Origin of the sequence: Pedobacter arcticus A12 (assembly GCF_000302595.1) — a bacterium.
Taxonomy (GTDB): domain Bacteria; phylum Bacteroidota; class Bacteroidia; order Sphingobacteriales; family Sphingobacteriaceae; genus Pseudopedobacter; species Pseudopedobacter arcticus.
In genome coordinates, this window is sequence record NZ_JH947126.1 from 62,001 (window position 1) to 87,458 (window position 25,458).

At 37.4% G+C, this 25,458-nt stretch carries 17 protein-coding genes; 10 read left to right on the top strand and 7 right to left on the bottom strand.

Going from position 1 to position 25,458, the window contains the following annotated elements; all coding sequences use genetic code 11:
- Positions 1-180 precede the first annotated feature (180 nt).
- From B176_RS0107135 to B176_RS0107155, 4 genes are all read left to right on the top strand, one after another.
- On the top strand, positions 181-1,617 hold the full coding sequence (locus tag B176_RS0107135) for an alpha-L-fucosidase (RefSeq protein ID WP_017258106.1): 1,437 nt from the start codon (positions 181-183) through the stop codon (positions 1,615-1,617).
- Between the two features lie 208 nt (positions 1,618-1,825).
- Positions 1,826-3,493 (top strand): alkaline phosphatase PafA, encoded by a 1,668-nt coding sequence (gene pafA / locus B176_RS0107145; protein WP_017258108.1) that lies wholly within the window; start codon positions 1,826-1,828, stop codon positions 3,491-3,493.
- A gap of 34 nt (positions 3,494-3,527) precedes the next feature.
- Positions 3,528-6,512, top strand: coding sequence for a hypothetical protein (locus tag B176_RS0107150; protein ID WP_017258109.1), 2,985 nt, complete (start codon positions 3,528-3,530; stop codon positions 6,510-6,512).
- Positions 6,513-7,029: 517 nt separating this feature from the next.
- Positions 7,030-7,347: a transposase gene (locus tag B176_RS0107155; RefSeq protein WP_017258110.1), complete on the top strand. Its 318-nt coding sequence runs from the start codon at positions 7,030-7,032 to the stop codon at positions 7,345-7,347.
- A gap of 363 nt (positions 7,348-7,710) precedes the next feature.
- On the opposite strand, the gene B176_RS0107160 is transcribed toward B176_RS0107155, so the two are convergent.
- From B176_RS0107160 to B176_RS0107180, 5 genes are all read right to left on the bottom strand, one after another.
- Positions 7,711-8,577 carry a hypothetical protein gene (locus B176_RS0107160; RefSeq protein ID WP_154647924.1) on the bottom strand — a complete coding sequence of 289 codons (867 nt, stop codon included), beginning with the start codon at positions 8,575-8,577 and terminating at the stop codon, positions 7,711-7,713.
- 509 nt (positions 8,578-9,086) lie between these two features.
- A complete protein-coding gene (locus B176_RS0107165) occupies positions 9,087-9,509 on the bottom strand; it encodes a c-type cytochrome (protein WP_017258112.1) in 423 nt (140 codons plus the stop codon).
- Positions 9,510-9,511: 2 nt separating this feature from the next.
- Positions 9,512-10,786: a PQQ-dependent sugar dehydrogenase gene (locus B176_RS0107170; protein WP_017258113.1), complete on the bottom strand. Its 1,275-nt coding sequence runs from the start codon at positions 10,784-10,786 to the stop codon at positions 9,512-9,514.
- Between the two features lie 239 nt (positions 10,787-11,025).
- The gene (locus B176_RS0107175) at positions 11,026-12,168 is read right to left on the bottom strand and encodes a glycoside hydrolase family 88/105 protein (protein ID WP_017258114.1); all 1,143 of its coding nucleotides are present in this window, start codon (positions 12,166-12,168) and stop codon (positions 11,026-11,028) included.
- Positions 12,169-12,171: 3 nt separating this feature from the next.
- A complete protein-coding gene (locus tag B176_RS0107180; protein ID WP_017258115.1) occupies positions 12,172-13,683 on the bottom strand; it encodes a hypothetical protein in 1,512 nt (503 codons plus the stop codon).
- A 527-nt stretch (positions 13,684-14,210) separates the two neighbouring features.
- Here B176_RS0107180 and B176_RS0107185 point away from each other — a divergent pair.
- The 6 genes from B176_RS0107185 to B176_RS0107215 all read left to right on the top strand — a co-directional run bounded on the left by B176_RS0107185 (position 14,211) and on the right by B176_RS0107215 (position 21,899).
- Positions 14,211-16,262: a glucosidase family protein gene (locus B176_RS0107185; RefSeq protein ID WP_237739810.1), complete on the top strand. Its 2,052-nt coding sequence runs from the start codon at positions 14,211-14,213 to the stop codon at positions 16,260-16,262.
- A gap of 520 nt (positions 16,263-16,782) precedes the next feature.
- Entirely contained in the window at positions 16,783-17,247 is a 465-nt protein-coding gene (locus B176_RS0107190) for a hypothetical protein (RefSeq protein ID WP_017258117.1), read from the top strand.
- Between the two features lies 1 nt (position 17,248).
- Positions 17,249-19,612, top strand: coding sequence for a S8 family serine peptidase (locus tag B176_RS20200; RefSeq protein WP_083852694.1), 2,364 nt, complete (start codon positions 17,249-17,251; stop codon positions 19,610-19,612).
- A gap of 181 nt (positions 19,613-19,793) precedes the next feature.
- Entirely contained in the window at positions 19,794-20,681 is an 888-nt protein-coding gene (locus B176_RS0107205) for a heparin lyase I family protein (RefSeq protein WP_017258120.1), read from the top strand.
- 48 nt (positions 20,682-20,729) lie between these two features.
- Positions 20,730-21,074, top strand: a complete 345-nt coding sequence (locus B176_RS0107210) for a cupin domain-containing protein (protein WP_017258121.1) — start codon at positions 20,730-20,732, stop codon at positions 21,072-21,074.
- A gap of 36 nt (positions 21,075-21,110) precedes the next feature.
- Entirely contained in the window at positions 21,111-21,899 is a 789-nt protein-coding gene (locus B176_RS0107215) for a DUF4350 domain-containing protein (protein WP_017258122.1), read from the top strand.
- 147 nt (positions 21,900-22,046) lie between these two features.
- Here the strand turns inward: B176_RS0107215 and B176_RS0107220 are convergent, their stop codons facing one another.
- Both B176_RS0107220 and B176_RS0107225 read right to left on the bottom strand, forming a co-directional pair.
- Positions 22,047-22,883 carry an SMP-30/gluconolactonase/LRE family protein gene (locus B176_RS0107220; protein ID WP_017258123.1) on the bottom strand — a complete coding sequence of 279 codons (837 nt, stop codon included), beginning with the start codon at positions 22,881-22,883 and terminating at the stop codon, positions 22,047-22,049.
- A gap of 11 nt (positions 22,884-22,894) precedes the next feature.
- On the bottom strand, positions 22,895-25,051 hold the full coding sequence (locus B176_RS0107225) for an alpha-galactosidase (protein ID WP_017258124.1): 2,157 nt from the start codon (positions 25,049-25,051) through the stop codon (positions 22,895-22,897).
- Positions 25,052-25,458: the final 407 nt, after the last annotated feature.

Genomic DNA, 25,458 nt, shown 5'->3' on the forward strand with positions numbered 1-25,458 from the left:
TTTGCCAAATTCTATTAATGCTTTGTGCTTTAAAAGTCCTTCTTTTATACAAATAATAAATAGATTCTTTATTCTAGCTATTTTAGCTCGTTAACTTGAGGTGAGTGCAGGAACTTGCTTGGCCGTAATAGCTGGGGAATAACATTTAATAAACCACCATAATTTTATATTTAAGGTATCATGATTAAAACATTTTTTGCTGTTGTATTTTCCTTTGCATTACTTACACAATCAGTGTCGGCACAAAAAGTACTGACCAAAGACGAACGCATGGAATGGTGGCGTGAGGCCCGGTTTGGGATGTTTATCCATTGGGGAGTATATGCGCAGTTTGCTGGCGTATATCAAGGTCATGAACAGCGTAGGGGTGGGGCAGAGTGGATCATGAACCGCTGTAAAATTCCAGTTGCCGAATATCAGGACACGGCCAAAAACTTTAACCCGGTTAAATACGATGCTGATGCATGGGTAAAAATGGCTAAGGATGCTGGAATGAAGTATATTGTGATTACTGCAAAACATCATGACGGGTTTGCTTTGTTTGATTCTAAAGCCAGTAAGTGGGATGTTGTAGATGCTACGCCTTACGGAAAAGATTTAATAGCTCCTTTGGCGGCAGCATGCCGTAAATATGGTGTAAAACTAGGCTTTTATTACTCGCAAGCGCAAGACTGGAACAACCCAGGCGGAGCTGTAGCAAGAAAGGTAATGAGCGAAGGCTGGGCAAATCCAGATTCTACAAAAATAGATGCCTACACTTTAGCTCATAAAGGGCATTGGGACCCAGCACAGGAAACAAAAACTTTTAACCAATATATTGATGAGGTAGCTGTGCCACAAGTGAAAGAGTTAATGACCAATTATGGTGATATTGCTGTTTTATGGTGGGATACGCCTACTAATATGACGGATGAAGCGGCATTGAAATTTCAAGAAGCTTTAAAACTACAACCAAATATCATTACAAATGATCGTTTAAAACGTCCTAACTTCCCTGGAGACACCAAAACTCCCGAACAAAAAATACCTACGGTTGATGAGCTAGATGGGCAAGATTGGGAAACCTGTATGACCATGAACGGGACTTGGGGTTTCAGAACGTCGGATCATAAATGGAAATCAAGCGAAACTTTAATCCGCAATTTGGTTGATATCGCATCTAAAGGAGGTAATTATTTACTAAACGTTGGTCCTAAACCAGATGGTACTTTTCCTCAAGAAAGTATTGATCGTTTAAACGACATCAGTAAATGGATGAAGATCAATAGCGAAGCCATTTACGATACAAAACCTAGTCCGATAGATCCAGTTACATGGGGACGTTGTACCCGTAAGAACTCTAAAAAAGGCACCACTTTGTACGTATCAGTATTTGATTGGCCTACAGACGGGAAACTGGTTATTCCAGATTTAAACCATAAAGTAAGCTCGGCAAAACTTTTAGATGGCAATATGAAGCTTAAAACTTCTTTTTCTAAAGAAAAAGGTTTAATTATTAACATCCCTAAAGCAGCACCCGATAAAATTGCTTCTGTAATTAAAATAGAAGTAAAAGGAAAAATGGAAACCAGGTTTTCTGATGCTGCAAAAAAGATGAAAACAGGAGAATTGGACTAAATTGGTTGGTTTATATTGTAAGTGGAAAGAATACCTGTACGTTTAACAATGTATGGGTATTTCTTTTTAGGTATAGGTTCAAAATATGCTAAGTCAAGCAACCATCCACATAGTTATAAGAATTCTAAGCCGATTTCCGGTTTTTATATTAAAATTTTTATATTAAAAGCTGTAAGTAACAAAATTAAAGTTCTAAAAGTTTAAAAAAATGAAAATCCTCAGAATTCTTGCCCTCCTAGTGTTTCTTTCTCCGTTTTATTCATCGGCACAAAAAGTCATCAAGCCTGTATTGGGCAATAATTTCAATAATGTTCCGGCCCGACCAAAATTGGTGGTTGGTATAGTTGTAGACCAAATGCGCTGGGATTATTTATACCGCTATGCGGATAGGTACGGTTTAGGCGGGTTCAATAGATTATTGAACGAAGGGTTTACTTGCGAAAATACGCACATACCTTATATACCAACTGTAACGGCGGCAGGGCATACGGGAATTTATACAGGCTCTGTGCCGGCAATTCACGGAATTTCAGCTAATAATTTTATCATTCAGGCAACTGGGAAATCAATGTATTGTACAGAAGATAGTACCGCAAAAACAGTAGGCAGCAGTTCTAAAGCTGGCGAAATGTCACCTGCAAATTTACTGGCAACTACCATTACTGATGAACTTAAACTAGCTACAAATTTTAAGTCAAAAGTTATTGGGATTGCGCTGAAAGACCGTGGCGGAATTTTACCTGCAGGCCACGCTGCAGATGCCGCTTATTGGTTTGATGATGCCAGTGGAAACTGGATTACCAGCACTTATTATATGGATGTTTTACCAACCTGGGTAAATAATTTCAATAGCCAAAAGCTTCCCGAAAAGTATATCAACCAAGATTGGACCACCTTATATCCAATTGATACTTATAGCCAAAGTACCGCTGATGATAACTTGTACGAGGGAAAACTAAGTGGAGAGAAAGCTCCTGTTTTCCCACATTATCTGTCCAAAATGTTTAAGGGAAATTTTGGTATAATAAGAACAAGCCCTTACGGAAATCAGTTAACACTTGATTTTGCCAAAGAAGTGTTAAAAAATGAGCAGATGGGCAAAGGTTCAAGTACAGATTTTTTAACCCTTAGTTTTTCCTCTACAGACTATGTTGGCCATAAATATGGCGTTAATGCTATAGAAACCGAAGATATTTATTTAAGGTTAGATAAAAACTTAGCGGACTTATTCAACACTTTAGATGCCACTGTTGGTAAAGGACAATATACCGTTTTCCTTTCGGCGGATCATGGCGCTGCGCACAACCCTGCGTTTTTAAAAGATGATAAAATCCCGGCTGGCGTTTGGTCAGCTTCAACGGTGTTGAAAAATCTGAATTTGGCACTGGAAAATGAATTTAAACAGGCAAAACTTGTATTAAGTTTTGGCAATTATCAGGTAAGCTTTAACAATAATTTAATTGAAAGCCAAAACCTAAATTATGAGGCTATTAAAGATTTTACCATAAAATTTTTAAAAAAGCAGGAAGGTGTAGCTTACGCTGTTGATATGGAAAAAGCAACACTAGCAAGTATTCCCGATCCGATTAAAAGCAGGGTAATTAATGGTTATAATCCAGAAAGAAGCGGTGCCATCCAAATATTATTAAAGCCTGGAGTTTTTTCTGGAAGCGGAACAACCGGGACAAGCCACGGTACTTGGAATCCTTACGACACGCATATTCCTCTGGTTTTTATGGGTTGGGGAATTAAACACGGCTCTTTAAATCGGCAAACCAGCATGGCAGATATTGCACCAACGTTGGCCGCTTTGTTACACATACAAGAACCTAATGGAAACATTGGTTTGCCCATTGAAGAAGTATTAAAGAAATAATATTTTTTATTCAAATAATTGAGAAGCCTCATTTATGAGTAAACTAAATTATAGCAGACTTTGGCTTGTTACGCTGGCATTGTCTTTTAGCACTATGCTACAAGCACAAAAAAAAGCAATTCTCGAAATTGTTTGCAAAAAGGACGCAACCCATATTGTTGGTATTCATCACGATACTTTAACAGTACTTAGCGGAAGCACTTATTCATACACCGTTGATACGCCAGAAAATGAGGGATTGGTTGCTATCCAAACAACGGTATCGCAATTGCTTTCGCAGATTATTGCTAAAGATGGTTCTGCACAGCAATATCAAGTCATCAATAAAGACGGATCCCCGAAAAATGAAGGGAAATTAGTTAGCGGTGATGCTTTAGTGGTGAAAGCAGCAAAGGGGAAAACCACCAAAAATTATAAAATCAGGGTAGATCCTTTTGCAATAGCAGGCAAACTTAGTTTAGAGCAGGATGAGTTAACAGTAAACACCGCGACAGACTTAACCATTTATTTTACGGCAGGGCAACGTAGCCCAGATGCAACCGTGAATATCTTTTTGCCAGAAGGTATCATATCAAATTTAGAGAATACCACCGTAAACGTGATTGGCAGGGGAGAGGTGAAGTTAAAAGACCTTGCAAAACAATCTATTGGAAGGGTTGGGGGCAATTATTCTTATTCAAAAGTAGGGAATGTAAGTATTTCAGCTTCTGCCGATGGAGGTAGTATACTCACTTTTAGCAATTTAGATTTGCGACCATCCAACGGCGCTGATTTAAAAATTATAATTCGGGATGTAAAGCTAAGTAAGAATGGCAGTTACAAAATCAGCGCAAATTACCAAACTACCCAACCTGCATTATTAAAAAGTGCAGGCATAGGTGCAGAAGAAGTATTGCTAAAGGTAAAACCAACCATCACCAGTTTTAAAAGAATTCCTTATCAAGATTTTTATTACAAAGAAGCTACTGATACTTACACTCGGGCGAGTTTTAGTTGGAATTCATCAGGCGAAAGCCAACAAATTGAAATGGAGCAGTCTTTAGATAATGGGAAAACCTGGCAGTTGTCAAAAAGCACTATCGATACTAAAAACTCACAAGCGGATATCATAAATTTGATTCCAAATAAACACTATTTTTTTAGGCTTTTGGTGAAAAACGGAAAGCATAAAGGATATTCAAACATCACACAATTTTACTCGGGAAAGTTGGATGTAAAACAATTTGGTATTGTTGGAGATGGCAAACAGGATGATACCGGAAAAATCAATAAAGCTATTTTATACCTGCACCAACTAGGTGGTGGAACTTTGCTTTTTAGCGAAGGTGTTTATCAGGTGCGAACAGTGCATTTACAGAGCAATATTTTTTTGTATGTTTCAAAAGATGCTACCCTAAAAGCCCTAAAAGGGGCGGATTCGCCAGAAGCGACTTGGTTTAGTGATAGGCAATATCGCTCAGGTTTATCGCCAACTGATTTAGGTCCGTATGAAAATCCAGAAAACTGGCTGACTAAACAAGACGTAGGGCATACCTTTTTTAAGAACAGTATGTTTTTTGGCGAACGATTAAATAACGTGAAAATTATCGGAAATGGATTGATTACGGGTGATGGAGATTTGGTGACGAGTGATAAAGTGATGAACAATGCTCCGGATAAAAGAGCTGATAAAATGTTTAGTCTGAAGCTATGCACCAACGTTGAAATTGGAGGAATTTACCGTCCAGAAGAATTATGGTACGATGCTCTTAAAGATGAACCTTATTACCTTGAAAAAGACGGTTCCAAGTTTTTTGATTGCGATAATATGTTGAAAATTGAGCAAGCCGGTCATTTCGTTTTATTAGCAACCGGAACGGATCATATCAATGTTCACGATACTTATTTTGCAAAATACAATCCGTCAAATGCTCGTGATATTTATGATTTTATGGCTTGCAATAATGTAAGTGTAACAAATATTTATTCGAAGATAAGTTCGGATGATATTGTGAAATTAGGTAGTGATTGTTCTTTGGGTTTCACTCGCCCAAGTGGTAATTACAAAATCCGTAACATTATTGGGGATACCAATTGTAATCTTTTCCAAATAGGTTCAGAAACAGCAGATGATATTATGGATGTTTGCGTGGATAATATTTATGTTTTAGGTGCTAACAAAGCAGGTTTTTCTATTTCTACCAATGATGGTGGCCACGTTAAAAACATCCATCTTAATTGCGGGCATACTGGCGAGCTACACAGTCGTTCTAAAATGTTCCGCACAACCACGCCTTTTTTCATTTCAATTTCTAATAGAGGGCGTATTTTGGGTGCAAATGCCAAAAGATATCGTTTTACTGAAAACGGACTTAAACATGATGAGCTATTGGTTACCAATGTGGATATTGGGAAAGTAGAAAACATCAGCATCAACGGAATAGATATTGCAGAAACGTATGCGGGAAGTTCTTTCAGGGGAAATAGATGGAAAGCTTACGATGGTTCTCAAGCCAAAGCAAGTCCTATTGTAGGGGGTTATGCATTGCCAAAAACTGCAGAAATAGAAGGTGGCTTAGATTTTAGTTTGCCCAATGGTTTGCATACAGGTTATATCCAAAATATAGCGTTCAATGATGTTCACTTTTTAGATAAAGGTGGAAACCCTAGCACCGATAGAGAAATGACTCCTCCGGAACTGGGAGTAGGGCAGTATAATGTTTCAAATCTTAAAGTTCAGCCAGCCTACGGATTCTGGGCCAGACATGTTAAAGGTCTAAGTTTAAACCAGTGTACTTTTAATTTTGAAAAAGAGGACAGCAGGTATGCTTTGGTTTTAGATGATGTTCAGAAGGCGAAATTATCGGCTATCAAAATGGTGAAAGCAAACGACGTAAAATCTATTATTTGTTTGATTAATTCTTCAGAGGTAATGATTAATGATGCCGTTTATTATCAAAATAAATGGGGGAACGCTCCTGCCGTTTTGCCTTTTACCAATCATCAAAGTGGAGTTTTTTCGGTTTTTCCTTCTTATTAAGTTCAAGTAAAATTTTAATCTGACCACAGAATTCTATACAAGCAGAGCCTCTACACTGCTGAAACGTTCATGTTGAACGCTAGTGAAACATCTCGCAAACAGGTTTCAAATGGCTATATGCAGACCATATTTGTGAGATTTCTCGTACCTCGAAATGACGACCTGAAGGTAAAGACAACTTAACTTCTCGCCAATCAGAGTCTCCTTTTTCGGGACTCTGCGTTTGTTTTTTTTACCACAGAGAACGCAGAGGTCGCAGAGCTGAATGGGAGCAATAGTTGACTCTATTAGTTTCTCTCCAAGGAGAACTTCCCCAATGCTGGAGCATTCGTCATGTTGAACGCTAGTAAAACATCTCACAAATAGGTTTCACATGGCTATATGCAGACCATACTTGTGAGATTTTTCGTACCTCGAAATGACGACCTGAAGATAAAGACAACTTGTGTCCAAGCAGGGTCTCTCGCAGAGGACTCTGCGCATCTACAGATCACCCCAAGAATTCATATATTTAAATATGGCAATTAAAGCCATCCACGATACCGTTGATAAAACATGGTTCATTACTTTTACATGTTTCAGTTGGATACCGCTGTTTCAAATCGCCGATTCATATGGTTTAGTTTATAATTGGCTTAACCTAATTAAAGAGAAATATTCAATTGATACCACGGCATTTGTGATTATGCCCAATCATCTCCACGCGATTCTGCATTTAAATACCTCAAACAATCTTAACAAAGTAATTTCCAACGGAAAGCGATTTATGGCTTATAAAATAGTGAAAAGGTTGAAATTAAAAGCTCAAGATGATATACTTTTAAAATTAAGGTAAGCCTGTTCAGTAGATGAAAAGAAGAAAGGTCAATTACACAGAGTATTCAAACCATCATTTGATGCAAAGGCAGTTTTAACAGATACTTTTCTTCAACAGAAATTAGATTATATCCATTATGAGTCTGTTTCTGGCAAATGGAATTTAGCGGATACTTTTATGGATTACGAACATAGTAGCGCTGGGTTTTATGAAAAAAATCTAGTAAATAAATATATTGCTCTTAAACACTATTTGGATTTAGAAGGGTAGTGCTATTAAACGCAGGGTCCTCTACGAGAGACCCTGCTAGGACATTGAAGCCCAAGTCAGGCTTCCGCACAACCTAATCCGCTAAGACTTGCGCTAGACAACGGTTTTACGTTATTCATTAAAAGGAACTTCACTAATCCAACGGAAGTCTCTATTAATTAACTTAAATTTTCGAAGATCAACGCTATTAAATGTTACAAGAATCGAATCTTGGTTAAATTCACCAGAAATAATTAACTGATTTTTATAGTTGGTCTTATAGTTTAGCGAATTTTCATGCCCTATTGTTATTCGTTCTTTGAGAGTATCTACTTTAAAATTGGTGTAATACGAAGTATTATCCATTAGTCTAATTCTTGCATTTCCGGGCCAGTTAACTACCAATTGTCTCCATCTAATATTATCTGTTAGTAAAGGAGATAAAGTATCAGAATTCATCACAAATGTCTCTACTTCATAAATTCCATATAGAGGTGTTTTTATAGCGGTATCTCCGATAATACGTTCACGACTTTTTATGTCTTTTATGGTTATGAAGAATACAATAGAGATAAAAGCTATTTTAATTCCAATAATCCCTTTGAGAGGTGCTCTTTTGAGAGTCGATGAGTTAAAAACGGTTAGTTTAGAATAGGTATTCATCACAAAGAAATTCCAAATCTGTTTAATATTGGGCAACAATAAGAAGATACATAAAACCACCAAGGCTGTTGATAATATTTTGACAGGTACGTCATAGAAATAATTAATCGCCATGATATTAATTGTGGTGCCTAGTGAGATTAAAGCGCCAAGAGTCACAGTTCGTCTATATATTAATAACATTCCGAGTAACTCAAAAAAGCCGATAAGAAAATTATAGCCTTTTGAGAAGCCAAAAAATGTCCATGCTAAATTCATCGGAGAAGAATTTCCATATGTATTTGTAAGTGTATCTAAGCCTGGGAAAGGAAATTGAGTTTTGATGATTTTTGACATCCCATACTGCATTAAGATTATAGCTAAATAATATCTAATGATTAACCTTAGCCAAAAGTATAACTGATAGTAATTCTTTCTGTCTTTGTCTATATAAGTCCACATAATGGAAAAAGTTGTAGCAACAATGATAAGAGAAAACACGAGCAGATAATCTGATGTGGTATCTCCGCCTCCTTTCCATTGAAATTTTGTTTCATCGGAAATTGAGAAAAAATATTTACCTGTAAAATTTATAATGGGTTGTAATATTTTGATTAATATGATTGGATCTTAAATAGAAAGTTAAATCCAAAAACATTTGAATAAAAGAACACAAAACTTGATAGTAAAATAAATGTAAACCGAAATGTGGACTTTTGTAGAGAGGACCAATGAATGTTCTCGTTTATAATATTATTGTCGGTTATAGATTTCATAAATATTGTTTGATGAATTTGTTGTGTGCTTATTTATGAGTGCATTTTTTAACAGTAAATTTAATCGAATTCTATTAACCTTTCTCCTTATTATTTCTTCGCCCTCACAATTTTCACTTGACCAGCCGTAATTTCACTTGCTTTATTTTGAAAATTATTACGAACGTAGGTTAAAACATCTGCCACTTGTTCATCGCTTAAAAAATTAAGCGGAGGCATTGGGTTGGTGTATTCTTCATCATCAATTATTACACCGGTACTCATCCCTTTTAAAAGGATATTGATTAAACGAGTTTGATCTCCCAAAACATAGGTGGTTTTAATTAAAGGAGGATTTAAATTGGGTACACCACCACCATCTGCCTGATGGCATGACAAGCAATATTTTTGATAAACCGCTTTCCCTTTTAACATCGTTTCTGCAGAAACTGGTGGCGTTGCTTTCTGTTGCCCTAAAGCGGTTAAAGCTGTTACTATACTCAGCAGTAGCGTAAAGCCTAAAAACTTTTTCATAACTAATTTTTAGGGTAAGTGATTTTATAAATAGTTCCTTTTACATCATCGGTAACGTATAATGCTCCATCTGGACCTTGCGCTAAACCACATGGGCGGTGCTGTGCTTCTCGGGTCGATATTACTTGCTCAACGCCAGAAAAACCATTTGCAAATATTTCCCATTTACCCGTTGGTTTGCCATTTTTAAAAGGAACAAAAGCTACATAATAGCCTTCTTGAGGTTCTGGCGAACGGTTCCATGAACCGTGAAAAGCGATGAAAGCACCGTTTTTATAATGCTCAGGAAACATTTTGCCCGTATAAAAAAGCAATCCGTTGGGGGCCATGTGCGCTGGAAAACCCATTATTGGATCAATAAAATTCTCTTTAGTTTCTTTTTTTCCATCGCCACCGTATTCTGGCGCTATAATTTTCTTTTTCTGAAAATGGTCATAATAGATGTAAGGCCAGCCAGCATTATCGCCTTCTTTTATTTTGTAAAAAGTTTCTGATGGTAAATCTGCTGATTGTTTTTCGGTATAAAGGTTTGGCCACGAGCTGTTCAAATTGTCTCTTCCATGTTGCATCACATATAAGCTATTGTCCTGCTGGTTCCAATCTAAGCCCATCACATTTCTTAGTCCAGTGGCATAACGCAACCCTTCTTTGTAAGATTGGTTGAGCTGGTCGGCTTTAAATCTCCAGATACCGCCCATAGAATCCAACAATGGGCAACCGGGTCTTCCAGGCGAGTTTAAACCTCTGTCTTGTTCTTGACAAGCATTGGAATAAGCCCCAATATTTACGTAAATATGGTGGTCGTTATCTAAAACAATTGATTTGGTTTGGTGCTGTTTCCCGGCTATTAAACCAGTGATGATTTTTTCGGGATGCTCTGGGTCAATAACATGTTCTTGTGCATCTAATTTGTAGCGAAACACTTCCCGGTCAGACGAAGTATACAAATAGCCATCTTTAATGGTAATGCCTGTTCCCGCGTAATCGCCAAAGCTTTTTTTGATGGTGAAAGTGCCGTTCTTATCTTCATCTGTGAGCCATAGAATACCTTTCCCGTTTAATAAACGTTGCAGTTTAACATACACTTCGCCTTTGCTTGTCACTGCAATATGCCGAGGCCTTCCGGTATTCTCAATTATTTTAGAAGCCTTAAACCCTGCGGGTAAAACTAATCCGGCGTTCTCGGGTGTACTTTTATTTTCTTGTGCAGATGCAAATGGAAAAAGGAATAGGTAAACCGCACTCGAAAGAATAATTATGGAAGTTTTAGTTTTCATTCTCTGAATTTTAATCAAGGGATTTTGTTTTTTCGATTTAGTACATTATTAACCTGAGTTGTGTTATTAATAGCATTTGGGCGTTCGAGCGGGCTTTTCGTTGCAATCTTTTTACGCTGAAGAAGCGCAAAAAGGATTTTCACTGCAATCCCTAACGCAAATCTTTTCCAATTCAAAAAAAACCTTTATCAATAATAATTGGTTATTTTCAATCGAATTCAGGTTATTATATAAAGAAATTAACGAAGCAAGGCAGTTGCACACCATAAAATAGGGGCTTGCCCGTGTAAATCGCCTATGTTTCTTTTTCTATCTAAGTAATATTGTCTGCTGTTTTTCTTGTTTGTTCCCTCACATACTTCACGTACATCACCATCGGCATTCAAGTAAGAAACCAAACTTAACCAACCTTTGCGAGCGGCTGTGCCATAAGTTTTTTGATCTAACCAACCATTTTTTACGCCTGTTATCATGGCAAAAGTAAACATTCCCGTAGCCGAGGTTTCTGGCCATGCTTCTGGGTCGTCAATTAACTGTCGCCACATACCGTCTTTGGTTTGGTATTTTAACAAAGAAGCCATCATTAAACGATAACCTTTCATGATTCTATCGTAATCGGAATTGCTTTTCGGAAGCGAGCGCAGTAATTCGGCCATTCCCGCTGCCATCCAACCGTCTCCTCTTCCCCAAAAAAACGGAACATCTGGAGCATGGTAAAATAAGCCGTTGGGCTGTTGCAGCTGGTCTAAATAAAACACCATTTCTTTGGCTGCCCTTGCAATGTATTTTTCATCGCCGGTAGCTCGGTAAGCTTGAGACTGTATGGCAGTAATCATATACATATCGTCAATCCATAGTCGGGTTTCCCAGGTTAAACCCATGTCATAGTATTTTTGCGAATCTTCGGTTACTCGCGGACCAAAAGGTGGTGCCCATTGTTTATCGGCAATTTCTTGCCCCATTTCTAAGTAACGATGCTCTTTATTGATGTTGTATATTTCTAAAGGCACAGCTCCAAATACGGCATAGTCAACATGGTCAGGAATAGGAATCATTTTGGCTTCCTCGGTAAAAAGCGGCTGAAATCTTTTGATTAAAGCATCTTTTAACGCGGTGTTTTTTGATTCTTTAGCAAAAGTAAGTGCACCATACCATGCACAACTTTCGGGATAAGTGATTACGCGTGGTGGCGTGGTTTTGTTAAAATTGGTATGTGCGGAAGCATTAAATCGCCAAGCTAATTTATCGCCAATTTTTTCTGGAGATTGAGCTTTTGCCCAATGCTTTAAATCGTAGTTTGAAACCGCACAGCTACTCAATAAAGTAGTGATGGCTATTAGACAGCTTGCTGTTTTAAAAACATGGAGGGAATTTAATTTCATTTGTTATTTGTTTTTTCTGTTATTTTTTTGAGCTAAATATAACGAAGAGGGTTGGAGGTCATTCTTGTTTTGTCCTTCCCATTCGGCTTCTTGTCTTCCTTTTAACCGGCCCTCAGTTTTTTTGCCTTGAACGCCAATGGCATAATTTTTACCAGAAACCCAAGGGTTTTGGATCGCAGCGGCACTCACTTTACAGTTCCATAAAACTTGAGTTACACCAGACCAACCATGTCCGCTTCCCCAATTCCCTCTATCCTGAACGTTTATTTCTCCGTCGGTATCAATATTATCGTAAAGCGTACCCGAAGCCCAGCGATGGTGTGGACCAATATCTGCATGGGTTTTTCTGGCTTTACAGTTATAAAATACGTTTGGCCCACAGGTTTTTGCGCCCGTAACATAGTCATGTCTTCCATCTTCACTCTCTAAATTCATGAAAAGATTTTGTTGACCGTTGTTGTTGAAAGAATACCTCCGTCCGCCGGTGATGATTGATTTTGCATCCGTACATCTTGAGTCTATTACCGTAATGTTTTTTGCCCAGCTCTTTAAATAAACACAGGAATATCCAAAATATTTAGCACTCACGTTTCTAACCCAAGCATTCTCAATATTATCCATTTCTATAGCCGTCCACGCATGGTCTTCTGCAGTGTCAGTACTAAATTCCGACTCAAAACTCATCTGCTCTATCCCTATTTCAGCAAGTCTGCCCGCAAAACTGTATTTATAAAGCTGAGCACCACCATATTTTAATTCTAAAGGCATTACTACTGGGTTGTCAAGTGTTATTAAATCGCCTTTAACCTGAGTAATTTCTCTTTCGTAACTCAAATTATATTCTTCAGGTTTCCATTGTTTAGTCCCCGGACGTTCTACAATGCGGTCCATTTGTAAATCTTTGATCCATTGTTCTGTACCAGGGCGGTATACCATCACTTTGTCACCAGCTTTAAACTGATCTGCATTCTTTACACGGAAAGAAAATGCACCGGTAGGTACATATTCATCGGTTATGAAAGTTTGAGTATCTGTTAAAGCTTTAGGTTTTCCTGTTCCGTTGATGATGATTAAAGACCGTTGTTTTGTTCCAGTTGCGATTAATTTTGTTTGTTCTCCTTCGCCTCTTAAAACGACACCACTGGCTTTAATAAACAAAGTTCCAGCAATCTGGTAAGTTCCTTTTTTTAAAAGGATGGCACCTCTAAAACCATCTTTTTGTATAGGGTAAGCTGAAACTTCGTCGATAGCTTTTTGAATTGTGGAGCCAGCATCGCCTTCGGGTGCTGTTAGAGTTTTTACAATGGCTACATCCGGAATTTCTTTATTTCCATGATGATAACCTACATGGCTAAAATCGGGGATGGTATTTCCTTTTTCATCAGCCAGGTAAACGAGTTCATGATTTTTTCCTTGATGTACAAACTTTGAATTCCATTCTTTTACCAGTTTAAAAGAACTTAAAGCGAGAAAACCTACGCCAAGGATAAGGAATGATTTATTTAAACGACTCATATTTTTAGCTATCAATAATTGGGTTCACAGTTCAATTTATTCGAAAATTCTAATAGTATTTACTTGAATTTTAAAATGCAATTAAGTCATTTAAATTGAACCATTACTGTTGTTTATTAGCAGGTTATTCAGCCATATTAACAAAATATAGAGCGGAAGCTTAAATCATCATGCTAATAATCTATACTAGAAAGGTAAAATGGGTTAATGAAGTTTGGGTTTAAATAAGGTAATTGCCTACTTAACGTGAGTTTTGGCTCTGTCAACATTGTCAAGCCTAAGCACTGACTTAACTTGACCTTTAATTCGCCCTTGGCGGTTGCGGAAATGATGAAGAAATTGAAGCACTTCTTTTGTAGCAACCGGCGTAGGCGAGAGTTTTTGGGTACTTTTTTGCTAAAAAAGTACCTGCCATTGCCCGGCAGAGGGCAGGGAAGGTTGTGCTAGAAGGCTAAAACTGCCATTTAGAAAGTTTCAGGATGATGTTACTTATTCAAAATTCACGTCTTTATATAAACCTAAAACTTGTGTCGATAAAGAAAAGCAGCTGTCTTATTATTTTTTATTTCCTAATATTAACGGCCAACGCTCAGCTTTTAAGTGGGCAAAATAATCGGTGGCATATTCAAAATGATGGAAGTAGTATCCGTTGGGATATAAATGGTAAAATTCCGCATGAAGACCATATCGAAATGAGCGGAGAAAAAGTCTCGTTATGGGTAAAGTATGGATTGGATAGCGTAGGAAGATCCTCAGTCAATCGGACACTTGTTTTTCCAACTTTTCGGGTGTTGCCGGTTTCTACCAGAAGTCATATTTCTTACTTTTTTTCTGATAACGATTTACCACGATTTTATATCAACAACCGCTTGTTACAGCTCGATTTAAGTAAAGGTCGTAAAACTGGGAATCTGCCTTACGTAGTCAAATCTATTACTCAAGGCGGAATCATGCGTATTTATGCAGAAGGTGGTACACCTACGCTCGCCAAAATTGAACGCTCTTTTTTTCCTTCCGTAAATCGGCCACTCGCTTTAGAAAACTTCACTTTTACCAACGTAACTCATGAAGCAATTACCGTTTCTATGGAGTATTTAAAAAAAGAGATACGAACCAACCCCGAACGGAGTACGCCGGTAGCGCATTCGGTGATGATGGCTTCTTTTGAAGACGGAACCAGAACACTTGAACCAGGTGCAACAACCACTTTTTCGGTTTATTATTTGGCAAGCAATACACTTCAAAAAGAAACACCAATTCACCCTCAACAAGAAGAGCAAAAAAGAGAAGAGCGGGTTAACGCTATTTTAAATCTTTTACAGTTAGAGACGCCCGAAACGGTTTTAAATACGGCGTTTAACTTTGCTAAAATTAGAGCTACTGAGAGTATTTTTAAAACCAAAGGCGGTTATATGCATGCACCCGGCGGTTTATCTTATTATGCGGCTGTTTGGGCAAATGACCAAGCCGAGTATATCAATCCGTTTTTTGGTTTTTTAGGGGATAGTATTGCCAACCTTTCGGCGATGAATACTTACCGCCTATTTGCCGAATACATGAATCCGGAATATAAACCTTTGCCTAGTTCTATCATAGCCGAAGGTATAAGCACTTGGCAGGGAGCAAAAGACAGAGGCGATGCCGCAATGATTGCTTACGGAGCATCGCGATATGCGCTAACTTTTGGAAATATTGATTCTGCTAGAAAATTATGGCCGTTAATTAAGTGGTGCCTTCACTACAACCAAACCAAAATGAACAATGCTGGTGTGGTAGCTTCAGACTCTGACGAGCTCGAAGGTCGTTTTCCATCTGGAAAAGCAAATCTTTCTACCAATTCTTTGTATTACGATGCATTGGTTTCGTCCGCAATGTTAGCCCAGAATTTGGATGAACCCTTCGCCGCCGTTAAATTATATCAGCAACAAGCGGCAGCATTAAAGAAAAATATTGAAAAGTACTTTGGAGGAAATGTTCAAGGTTTTGATACTTACAAATATTACGAGGATAATGATGTTTTAAGAGCCTGGATTTGCTTACCGCTAACCATGGGGATTTTAGATAGAAAAGACGCTACCATTGCCGCATTGTTTTCGCCTAAACTTTGGACAGCAGATGGTTTAGCAACAGAAGCCGGTAAAGAGACTTTTTGGGATAGATCTACTTTATATGCTTTGCGTGGTGTATTGCAGGCGGGCGAAACAGAGAAAGCGATGGCTTATCTGAAATATTATAGCAACCGACGTTTATTGGGCGAACATGTGCCTTACCCCGTAGAGGCATACCCAGAAGGTAACCAAAGACATTTATCAGCAGAAAGCGGATTATACTGTAGGATTTATACTGAAGGATTGTTTGGGATGAGACCAACAGGCTTTAGCAGTTTTGACTGTACACCCCGTTTGCCAAAAAACTGGAGCCAAATGTCGCTTAAAAATATCCATTCCTTTGGGCGGGTTTTTAGTCTTACAGTAAATCGGGTGAGTGCTGATAAGCTGAAAATAAGTGTACAGCAAAATGGAGAAAGTTTCAAAGAATACATGATTGAAGAAGGTGTCACAAAACAAATTATATTATGAAACCACCAGGAGTATTGAAATTTTTTTAAGAGCGTCATCTCGACAATAGGAGAGGCCCCCAAGTTTCTTTGCAATCGCTTGGTTCTTCGATGGAACTCACAGATTTCTCCCCGTACCTCGTTCGAAATGACGGAAACGGAAGTCTTACTTCAATATTTTATTTAAGCTGATAAAAGCCAATATATAATCCTTCTTATCATTACGGAGAAAAACTACCTAACCTGTCCTTAGGGTTATCGTAGCGTTTCTAAGGATTGAATAACAGATAAGAGTCTCCGACTCGCCATTACAGATTTTTTAAAAGCATTTAAGATAAATCTTGAAAGTATGAAAACCACACAAAATAGCTAATTAGCCATACTATTATACCAATTTGGTTTAGTTTTTTAATCTTGCTATTTTTTATCTTCGTAAGAAAAAAATATTTTTTTACGAATCAGAAAAACACTATAAGTTAATATTGATATGAAAAAATAATATCATTAATCATTTGGGTGTTTTTCTAACAAAATTTAATACTATGAAAAAGACAAGAAAATTATTTACAGCTATTTTCTGTAGCTGGGCATTAGTGATTTTAATCTCAAGCTGTGAGAAAAAATCAGAGTCTGATTGCGGATGCGCCGCCAATTCTTTTAAATACATAGCTCAAAATTTTTTAGGTGAATTAACAACCGATCTTAATCATGAAACAAGTATTAGAACGTGGTATATTAATATTTATAATGGCATCGATTCGCATGGTAATGTTTTAACAAATCCGTTTACAAGTAGCGATGACAAAAGAGTGTTTTATGGCGTTGTATGTGATTCAACCCTGATTCCTCAACCAATCAGAGATAATGCTATTGCTCAAAAATCGGTATCGGTAATCTATTCTGCAAAATACAAAATCATGTGTGCCAGTGATAATCAGATCACACAGCCAATAACAGCTTATAACTTATCCATAGATTCGGTCAAACTAAACAATACACAAAAATAGAATGAAAAGAACACTCCTACTTTTATTCTGTCTGTCAAATTACTTTTTTGTAACTGCACAGAGCATAACCTTATATTCGAATGGATATCGAACTGAAATGACCCAAGCAGATTCAGTTTATTATGTTGAGTATAGAACAACTAAAGAAAAGAATGAACATTATAATCTAAAGGAAATTTTAGGACAGATTTTTTTTAAAACCGATAGTACTTTCGGCTTCGTTGTAACTGATACAACGAGTGTGTCAAGAAATTTAAAAATGTACGAACGAAAGTTTATAATGCCCTTTTATAAAACTGAAAATGGGATGTTACAAGTCCCGACTTCAGAACTCTTTATTATGCCTACAAATAAAAACAATTTAGCTAAGCAATTCAGCGGTTATGGTAAACTTATCCCTCATCCAAAATTTGAGGGATGTTATTATCTAAGTCTTTATGAATCAAAATATCGTTCGGGAAATGACATTATCGCATTATGCAATAAGCTTTTTGATCTGGGAATCGTAAGTATCGCCGAACCAAACTTTATCGTGATCGGAAAAATGGAAAATCCATATCTACCTTACCAATGGAATATAGAAAATACGGGACAACATGGAGGAACTACAGGTGCCGACATGAAAATTAAGCCGGTATGGGACGCGGGGTATTCCGGAAGTGGAATAAAAGTAGCTGTTTTGGATCTTGGGGTAGAGTTAACCCATGAAGATCTCCAAAATAATTTACTAAGTGGATACGATGCGACGGGGAATGGCAGTTCTGGTGGAAGTAATTCTTCTGATTATCATGGTACCGCATGTGCAGGAATCATTGCGGGTGTTGATAACAATAAAGGAATCAAGGGAGTAGCTTATAATGCAAAAATTATCCCTGTAAGAATAGGGATTGGTACTTCTGGAGGTGGGTTCATCTCAAGTAGCACTATAATGAGTAACTCTATTGTTACCGCAGTAGATATGGGTGCGAGAATCTTATCAAACTCTTGGAGCACTTCGCCTTCAAGTACCATTGACCTCGCGATAAGTTACGCTGTAAATAAGAATGCTGTCGTTCTATTTGCAACAGGGAATTATAATACTTCAATAAGTTATCCTGCTTCAAATTCATCGGTTATCGCTGTTGGTGCAAGTAGTAATTGTGACACAAGGAAGCGTTCTTCAAGCTCATCAACTGTAGTGAACTCTGGAGTTTCGACAGATCCGAATGGGGTAAGTTGCGATGGCGAAGGATGGTGGGGAAGCAATTATGGGACTGGATTAGATATAATTGCTCCAGGAGTTTTGATACCTACAACTATAAATAGTGGTGGTTATACTACTAGTTTTAATGGCACATCATCAGCCTGTCCCAATGCCGCAGCGGTAGTTGCCTTAATTCTTTCTGTAAATCCTTATCTTACATCTGCACAGGTAAGGAATATTTTAGAAACAACCTGTGACAAAGTAGGTGGCTATACGTATAGTTTCGGCGTTTCCGGGCAGCCCAATGGTGGATGGTGCGCTGATGCTGGTTACGGCCGTGTTAACGCATGTGCAGCGGTTACCAAAGCATTAGCTACGACATTATCTATCTCCGGCCCGTCCACTTTTTGTTCTACTTCAGAAACCTACGAAATACCAAACTTACTCAGTGGTGCAACTGTAAACTGGACAACAACAGGCACTATCAGTATTTCAAGTTCAAATACAGCCAACCCGGTAAGTGTAACAAAAACTGCAAACGGTACAGGAACCTTAACAGCGACAGTGAATACTGCTTGTGGCAACCTGACGCTCCCGGTTAAAAACATTACTACTGGACTTCCATTAGCCTCTTTATATAGACCTTCGGGACCTGAATATATTACCGATTATGGAGATTCTTTTGGTTACTTCGTTCCAGAATGTCCAGATGCCATTTCTTATGAATGGATAATTACCGGAAACCCGGTTTACACATTTGAAACCGGAAGTGAGCAGTCAATTGATATCATTTTTCCTTACGAGGGCTACTATGATATACAGGTTAAAATAACCACGCCTTGTGGGGAAGTGGAAAGCTATAGTCGGTCTGTACATGTAGATTATAGCCAAAACAGGTCTTATAGCTATTTCCCCAATCCAGTAAAAAACGAACTTACGGTAACTTACGAAGCTCCACAGAAGCAACCCGTTAAAAATGAAGTTTTTGCCAAAAAAATACAAGTGCCGGCATTCGAGATCAAGCTGATAGATAATAAAGGCTTGGTGCTGAAATCTGCCAAAAGCGATGGACATAAAAATGCTATCAATATCTCAACCAAAGATGTACCTGATGGTACTTATTATCTGCACATCCTAAACAAGGGAAAAACCATCAGAAAGCAGATAGTAGTACAGCATTAAATTTTACAAAGACCAAATATATTTTAGCTCTTGTTGTATCATTTTCGGGATAACAAGAGCTTTTATGTTCATAACCTTTATTAAAATGGTAAAATAGGTTAATAAACTTTATACCTAAATGATTTAATTGCCTGCTTTGCTCAATCATTTAAAAAGAAACATTTTCAAAGACAATTATATTATGAAAAAAACAACACTTAAATGGACTTGGGTTTTTACCATTCTACTATTCGTAAATTGTTCTAAATCAAAATCTAACCAAAAAAACAACCAAGATCCGCCGGTTAAGGAAGAACCACCCATTAAAACTAAACTAGGGTTTTTACTAGAGGCAGACGGCCCAGGGAATACCTATGAATTGTTGAATAGCAAGCTCGGAGGAACCGCAATGGAAGTTCCGGATTGCGGACATACAGATTTTGGAAGGCATATTTCTGAAATTTACGATGATGTTTTGAAGAAAAATGTTTTTGTATTTACCATCCACACAAGCCCAGATGATGATCGTTGCAATGGCTCAACCGACAGGCAGAGGAATGAAATTAAAACCTACGGACCTTCGCCAGATAGTTTAAAAGGAGCTCTAAATGAAACGGTTACCTATCGTTGGAAATTTATGTTGCCTGTTGGTTTTCAGCCATCGCCAAGTTTTACCCATATTCATCAAATTAAAGCTGGCGACGGAGACGATGGTTCACCACTGATTACCATTTCTCCAAGATATGGAAATCAGGATAAATTAGAAATTATCCACACGGCAGGAACCTCGGCTACTACTTTAGGAAAGGTGAAGGAAGTTGATTTATCTGCTTTCAAAGGAGTATGGGTAGAAGTGACAGAAAAGATAAAATATGGTACTCATGGTACTTATGAAGTGAAGATAAATAGAATTTCTGATGGTGCGAGCCTGTTGACTTACTCCAATAGCGATATAGATTTGTGGCGTAAAGAAACCACTTTTTGCCGACCAAAATGGGGGATATATAGAAGTTTAAATAACAAATCGTACTTACGAGATGAGCAGGTAAGGTTTGCTGATTTTTCTATAGTAGAAGGAGATGGCCAATAAAAAGATAAATTGTAAATACGTTTAACAAAAAATATAAAATTCTTAATAATGCAGAACAACCTATTCCAAATAGAAACAGAAACCAATTGGGAAGATCTAGGAGACGGAATTAAACGCCAGATTTACGGCTATAACGATACCGTAATGATGGTAAAGGTGAAGTTTGAAGCTGGTGCAGTTGGAACTTTACATCAGCACCATCATTCACAGGTTACTTATGTAGAAACCGGCGTTTTTGAAACAACAATTGACGACCAAACAAAAACCTTAAAAAAAGGTGATGGGTTTTATGCACCTCCCCACAAAATACATGGCGTGGTTTGTAAAGAACCGGGTGTGCTGATTGACGTATTTACGCCACATCGTGAGGATTTTTTAAAAACAAACTCTTAGCATTTTTTTGGTTCGAAATCATTTAAATAAAAAATAATGATCAACTTAAAATTTTTTACTAGTGTTTTAATGGCTAGCTTTTTTACTGTTGCACATGCACAAACAGTTACGCTCGACTATTATTTTAATCGGGAAACTAAAAAGGATGTTTCTGGCGAAATTTACCGTTTCCATTACCTGTGGGAAGATGCTAAAATGACTGGTTTTTCTATGTGGGGTGATGTTTTTAAAAAGTATGGTGCTCAAATTAATAGCTTAGAAACTGCTCCCACATTAAAAAGTTTAGCGAATACTGATGTTTATATTATAGTTGACCCTGATAGACCAGAAGAAAATCCGAACCCCAATTATATTGAAAATCAGCATATCAAAGCAATTGCAAAGTGGGTTAAAAAAGGGGGTGTATTAGTTTTGATGGCCAATGACAGCACCAATGTAGAACTTAAACATTTTAATAAACTCGCCGGTAAATTTGGCGTTACTTTTACTCATAATCGCAATATGGTAAAAGATAAAAATTTCTTAATAGGAAAGATTGATATTCCTGCTGGAAACGAGGTGTTTCCCAAACCTAAAGCAGTATATCTAAAAGAAATATCAGCCATAGCTGTAAAACAGCCCGCAACGGCTTTAATTAGCGATAAAGGGGATGTAATTATGGCGGTAGCTAAATATGGTAAAGGGACAGTGTTTGCGGTAGGCGACCCTTGGATTTATAACGAGTACGTTGACGGTAAAAGGATACCTAAAGAGTATGAGAATTATAATGCCATGGAAGAATTGAGTAAATGGCTAATTAAGCAGGTACCTGTAAAGCGTAAATAACCTTCTTTATTGTTAGAGGAATGAAGATTGGCAAGTTTCCACATTCATCTAAATAGTGTCCAAACTATTCGGATAAATGTGGTTCAGCATGGTGTATGTAAATTCCTGAAGGATTCTTCTTTTGTGATAATATTAATTTAACCTAATTTATTTAAGTTGGTAAGCAGTTACCATTTTATTGTTGAACGAAGGAACGTATAAAATTCTCTTTTTAGCGTCATAAGCTAAATCGGCAGTGTTTACTCTTGGGCTGTGACTGTCTAATAAAGTTTCTACAGCACCATTTTCATGAACGTAAAAAATATAGCCTCCCCAGCTGGTTGCTAAAAAATCGCCATTTCCAATAGGTTCTAAGCCATCTCCACCTTGTGAAATTTGCGCAATATCGGTTTCCTTCATTTCTGCATCAACTTTAAAAAAACGTTTTCCACCTAAAATATAAAGGTCATCGCCAATAGCTTTTAAACCATTTACACCGCCAACACCTTCCATAAAAGTACTAAGCTGTTCGTCGTTTTTTAGGGTATGGATTTTCTTGGTTTTAGAGTCGGAAATGTAAACTACTCCTTTATCATTTACAGTAATATCATTTAACATTACTGCATTTTCAACTAAAATTTTCTTCTTTACTTTTCCGGTAGCGATGTTAATAATCACTACTTTATTTAAATCGGCAACGTAAAGGTTATTCCCAAACCTCCCCAACCCTTTAGGCGAATCCAATCCGCTAGCCCAGTGCAAATCGATTATTTTTCCATCGGTTCCAAGTTTTGCTATTTTGCCATTATTGTCAAACGCCATGTTATTGCCTAAGCCAATTTGCGATACGTACAAAATATTTTTCTTAAAATCGGGTAAAACCGATTCGGGTACCGCAACCACCGTATCGGTTTGCCAAAGTTTTGTCAATTGATGTTTTTGTTGAGCTTTTGTTGTTATGCTGTTGATTAATAGTGCAATAAAAATGCTTGATATTTTTTTCATGCTGAGGTTTTTTATTCTGATATAATTTCTAAAACGGTACTGGTTACAGGTTTTAACTTCGCTGGACTCACATTTAACCCAATATTCATGAGGTATTCGCCAGTGTACAGTTTTCCATTTTCAGGGTTTTCTGCCAATGAACCGGGCATTAAGTTGGTTTCTTTGATCAGATATTCTTTTTGCGGATATAAACCTTGCAGTTTTACTTTTTCAAAGATTTGTTTTTTTCTGAGGTATAGGTTATAGCTAAAAAGTACCGCTTTGTTTTTGGTCGAATCAACGTACATAAGTACTGCCCGGTCTTGTTCGTACGGAGAAATCAATCGGTACAAATCTCCAAACCATATTATTGGACTTAACTGCTTGTAATTTTGCACTGCAGAACGGCTAAAACTTAGTTCGTCCGGCGTCATTCCGTTTACTTTAATATCGTATCCTAATTTGCCCATCATGGCAACATCTGTTCTAAATTTGAGTGATTGCTTGCCCATGGAGGTTACATGACTAGAGATGGTATTTGTAGGGAAAAAGTTAGAATATCCCCATTGGATAAACACTCTTTCCACAGGATCTGTATTGTCACTCGGCCAAAAAGAAGTGAAATATTTTAATGCACCATAATCTGTTCTGCCTCCGCCACCAGCACATAACATAATTGGCAAGTGTGGATATTTGGCTCTTATTCTTTGCATTATTTTATAAAAGCCAAGGGTGTAATCAATGTATAAACGCGATTGGTCTTTTTTTAAGTAAGGCGAATAGGTGTTGGTCATAAATCTATTGTTGTCCCATTTAATATAAGCTAAATCGGGGTTTTTAATCATCATTTTATCAACGAGGTCAAAAACAAAATCTTGAACTTTTGGATTAATTAAATCTAAAATTAATTGGTTACGTTGATAGGCTTCCTCGCGATTAGGAAGTTTTAAAACCCAATCCGGGTGCTTTTCATACAATTCACTTTTTGGGCTTACCATTTCGGGTTCTAACCAAATGCCAAACTTAATTCCTTTTGCAGTAGCTTCTTTTACCAGATATGAGATTCCATTTGGTAATTTTTTTCGGTCTTCCTGCCAATCGCCCAACCCGGTTTTATCATCATTTCTGGGGTATTTATTGCCAAACCAACCATCATCCAACAAAAACAAATCAACACCTAATTGCTTTGCGCCATCAAAAAGCTCCACCAGTTTTTCTTCGTCGAATTTTACATGGGTAGCCTCCCAATTATTGAGTAGTGTCATTCTGGATTCTTCGCCATCTAATACGGCATATTTCCGAGCCCATTTTTGTAAATTTCTGCTGGCTTGTCCTTTTCCCGAATTGCTATAGGTAAATATAAATTCGGGGGTGCTAAACGTTTCGCCAGGTTTTAAAGAAAAAGTAGAAGCAAAAGGATTTATTCCCGTTAGCACCCGTAACCTATTGGTGCGGTCGATTTCAAAAAGAAACTGGAAATTACCGGTCCATGCTAAAGTGCCAGCAATAACTTCACCTTCTGTTTCGGTAGCCTGGCGGTTATTTGCTAAAAAGAAAACCGGGCTTTGGTACATATTTGCTCTGCTGCCCAGTTTGCTGTCAATAATTTTAATTCCGCTGGTTAACTCGCTTTCGAGCATGTCCATTTCCCTTGCCCAATCTCCATGAAATTGCGTAAGAAAGTATTTATCTGCATTAAAATGAAGCATACTCGAAGCATAATGGCTTAAGCTGATATTACTTTTTTCCTTGTTAATTATTTCGGTCCAGGTGGTAATCACATCCTCGTTGTAAAAACTTTTAAAGTGTAAATTTACTTCAGTTAAATACACCGGATCTTTGAGGTAAATAATAGTTTCCGTTAAGTTGCTATTGGTTTTTTGGGTTTGCACTTTTACAAAACGTAAATCTAAAGAGGGGTTGCCATCTGCATGAACTACTCTAACTGCAGGTTCAAAAACGTCTTTCATTCCAGCACCAACATAAGCCTCCGTTGCATCCTTAAGGTTTCCGTAGCTTTCTTTTTTTAGCGAAGTACCAAGGTAGTTTTGATAAAGTGTTGCACCCGGTGTACCCGTAAAAAGGTAGTTGATATGATTGGTGCTCACCTCGATTATATTTGCAGGCTGTGCATATAGCAGTGAAATGCTAAACAGAAAGGCGGTAGATAGTAAAGCTATTTTTTTCATAATTAGGGATGAAGGAAGTGATAATTTTATCAGACTTATTGCTGTTTATTAGCTAGTTAGTCAGCCTAATTAGCATTTCATCAAAAAGTGTAAGGTTCAAGATGTTCAATTAGTAATTTTACAGCACCTTAATATAACTCATTCCAGAAACAGCATTAGCTGCTAAAACTAAAAATGTCAATCTTTTTCATTTTCCATTACTATTTTTCAGAATGTTGGTTGATTCCCGTTTTTGCATCGAAAAACGACGAATACTAAGATTCTACCGTATCTTCCCTAAGATATTCACCTATACTATTCAGCTACTAGCCCTACTTTAGCAATACCAATTATAAAGCGAGAATAAAGAAATAATCTTCTAGAGTTTAATAAGCTTTTACATGATTTAAAGAGAATGATGTAAGGCG

Coding starts and splice junctions, on each gene's coding strand:
- B176_RS0107135 (WP_017258106.1), top strand. CDS start 181: ATGATTAAAACATTTTTTGCTGTTGTATTTTCCTTTGCATTACTTACA.
- pafA (WP_017258108.1), top strand. CDS start 1,826: ATGAAAATCCTCAGAATTCTTGCCCTCCTAGTGTTTCTTTCTCCGTTT.
- B176_RS0107150 (WP_017258109.1), top strand. CDS start 3,528: ATGAGTAAACTAAATTATAGCAGACTTTGGCTTGTTACGCTGGCATTG.
- B176_RS0107155 (WP_017258110.1), top strand. CDS start 7,030: ATGGCAATTAAAGCCATCCACGATACCGTTGATAAAACATGGTTCATT.
- B176_RS0107160 (WP_154647924.1), bottom strand. CDS start 8,577: ATGTCAAAAATCATCAAAACTCAATTTCCTTTCCCAGGCTTAGATACA.
- B176_RS0107165 (WP_017258112.1), bottom strand. CDS start 9,509: ATGAAAAAGTTTTTAGGCTTTACGCTACTGCTGAGTATAGTAACAGCT.
- B176_RS0107170 (WP_017258113.1), bottom strand. CDS start 10,786: ATGAAAACTAAAACTTCCATAATTATTCTTTCGAGTGCGGTTTACCTA.
- B176_RS0107175 (WP_017258114.1), bottom strand. CDS start 12,168: ATGAAATTAAATTCCCTCCATGTTTTTAAAACAGCAAGCTGTCTAATA.
- B176_RS0107180 (WP_017258115.1), bottom strand. CDS start 13,683: ATGAGTCGTTTAAATAAATCATTCCTTATCCTTGGCGTAGGTTTTCTC.
- B176_RS0107190 (WP_017258117.1), top strand. CDS start 16,783: ATGAAAAAGACAAGAAAATTATTTACAGCTATTTTCTGTAGCTGGGCA.
- B176_RS20200 (WP_083852694.1), top strand. CDS start 17,249: ATGAAAAGAACACTCCTACTTTTATTCTGTCTGTCAAATTACTTTTTT.
- B176_RS0107205 (WP_017258120.1), top strand. CDS start 19,794: ATGAAAAAAACAACACTTAAATGGACTTGGGTTTTTACCATTCTACTA.
- B176_RS0107210 (WP_017258121.1), top strand. CDS start 20,730: ATGCAGAACAACCTATTCCAAATAGAAACAGAAACCAATTGGGAAGAT.
- B176_RS0107215 (WP_017258122.1), top strand. CDS start 21,111: ATGATCAACTTAAAATTTTTTACTAGTGTTTTAATGGCTAGCTTTTTT.
- B176_RS0107220 (WP_017258123.1), bottom strand. CDS start 22,883: ATGAAAAAAATATCAAGCATTTTTATTGCACTATTAATCAACAGCATA.
- B176_RS0107225 (WP_017258124.1), bottom strand. CDS start 25,051: ATGAAAAAAATAGCTTTACTATCTACCGCCTTTCTGTTTAGCATTTCA.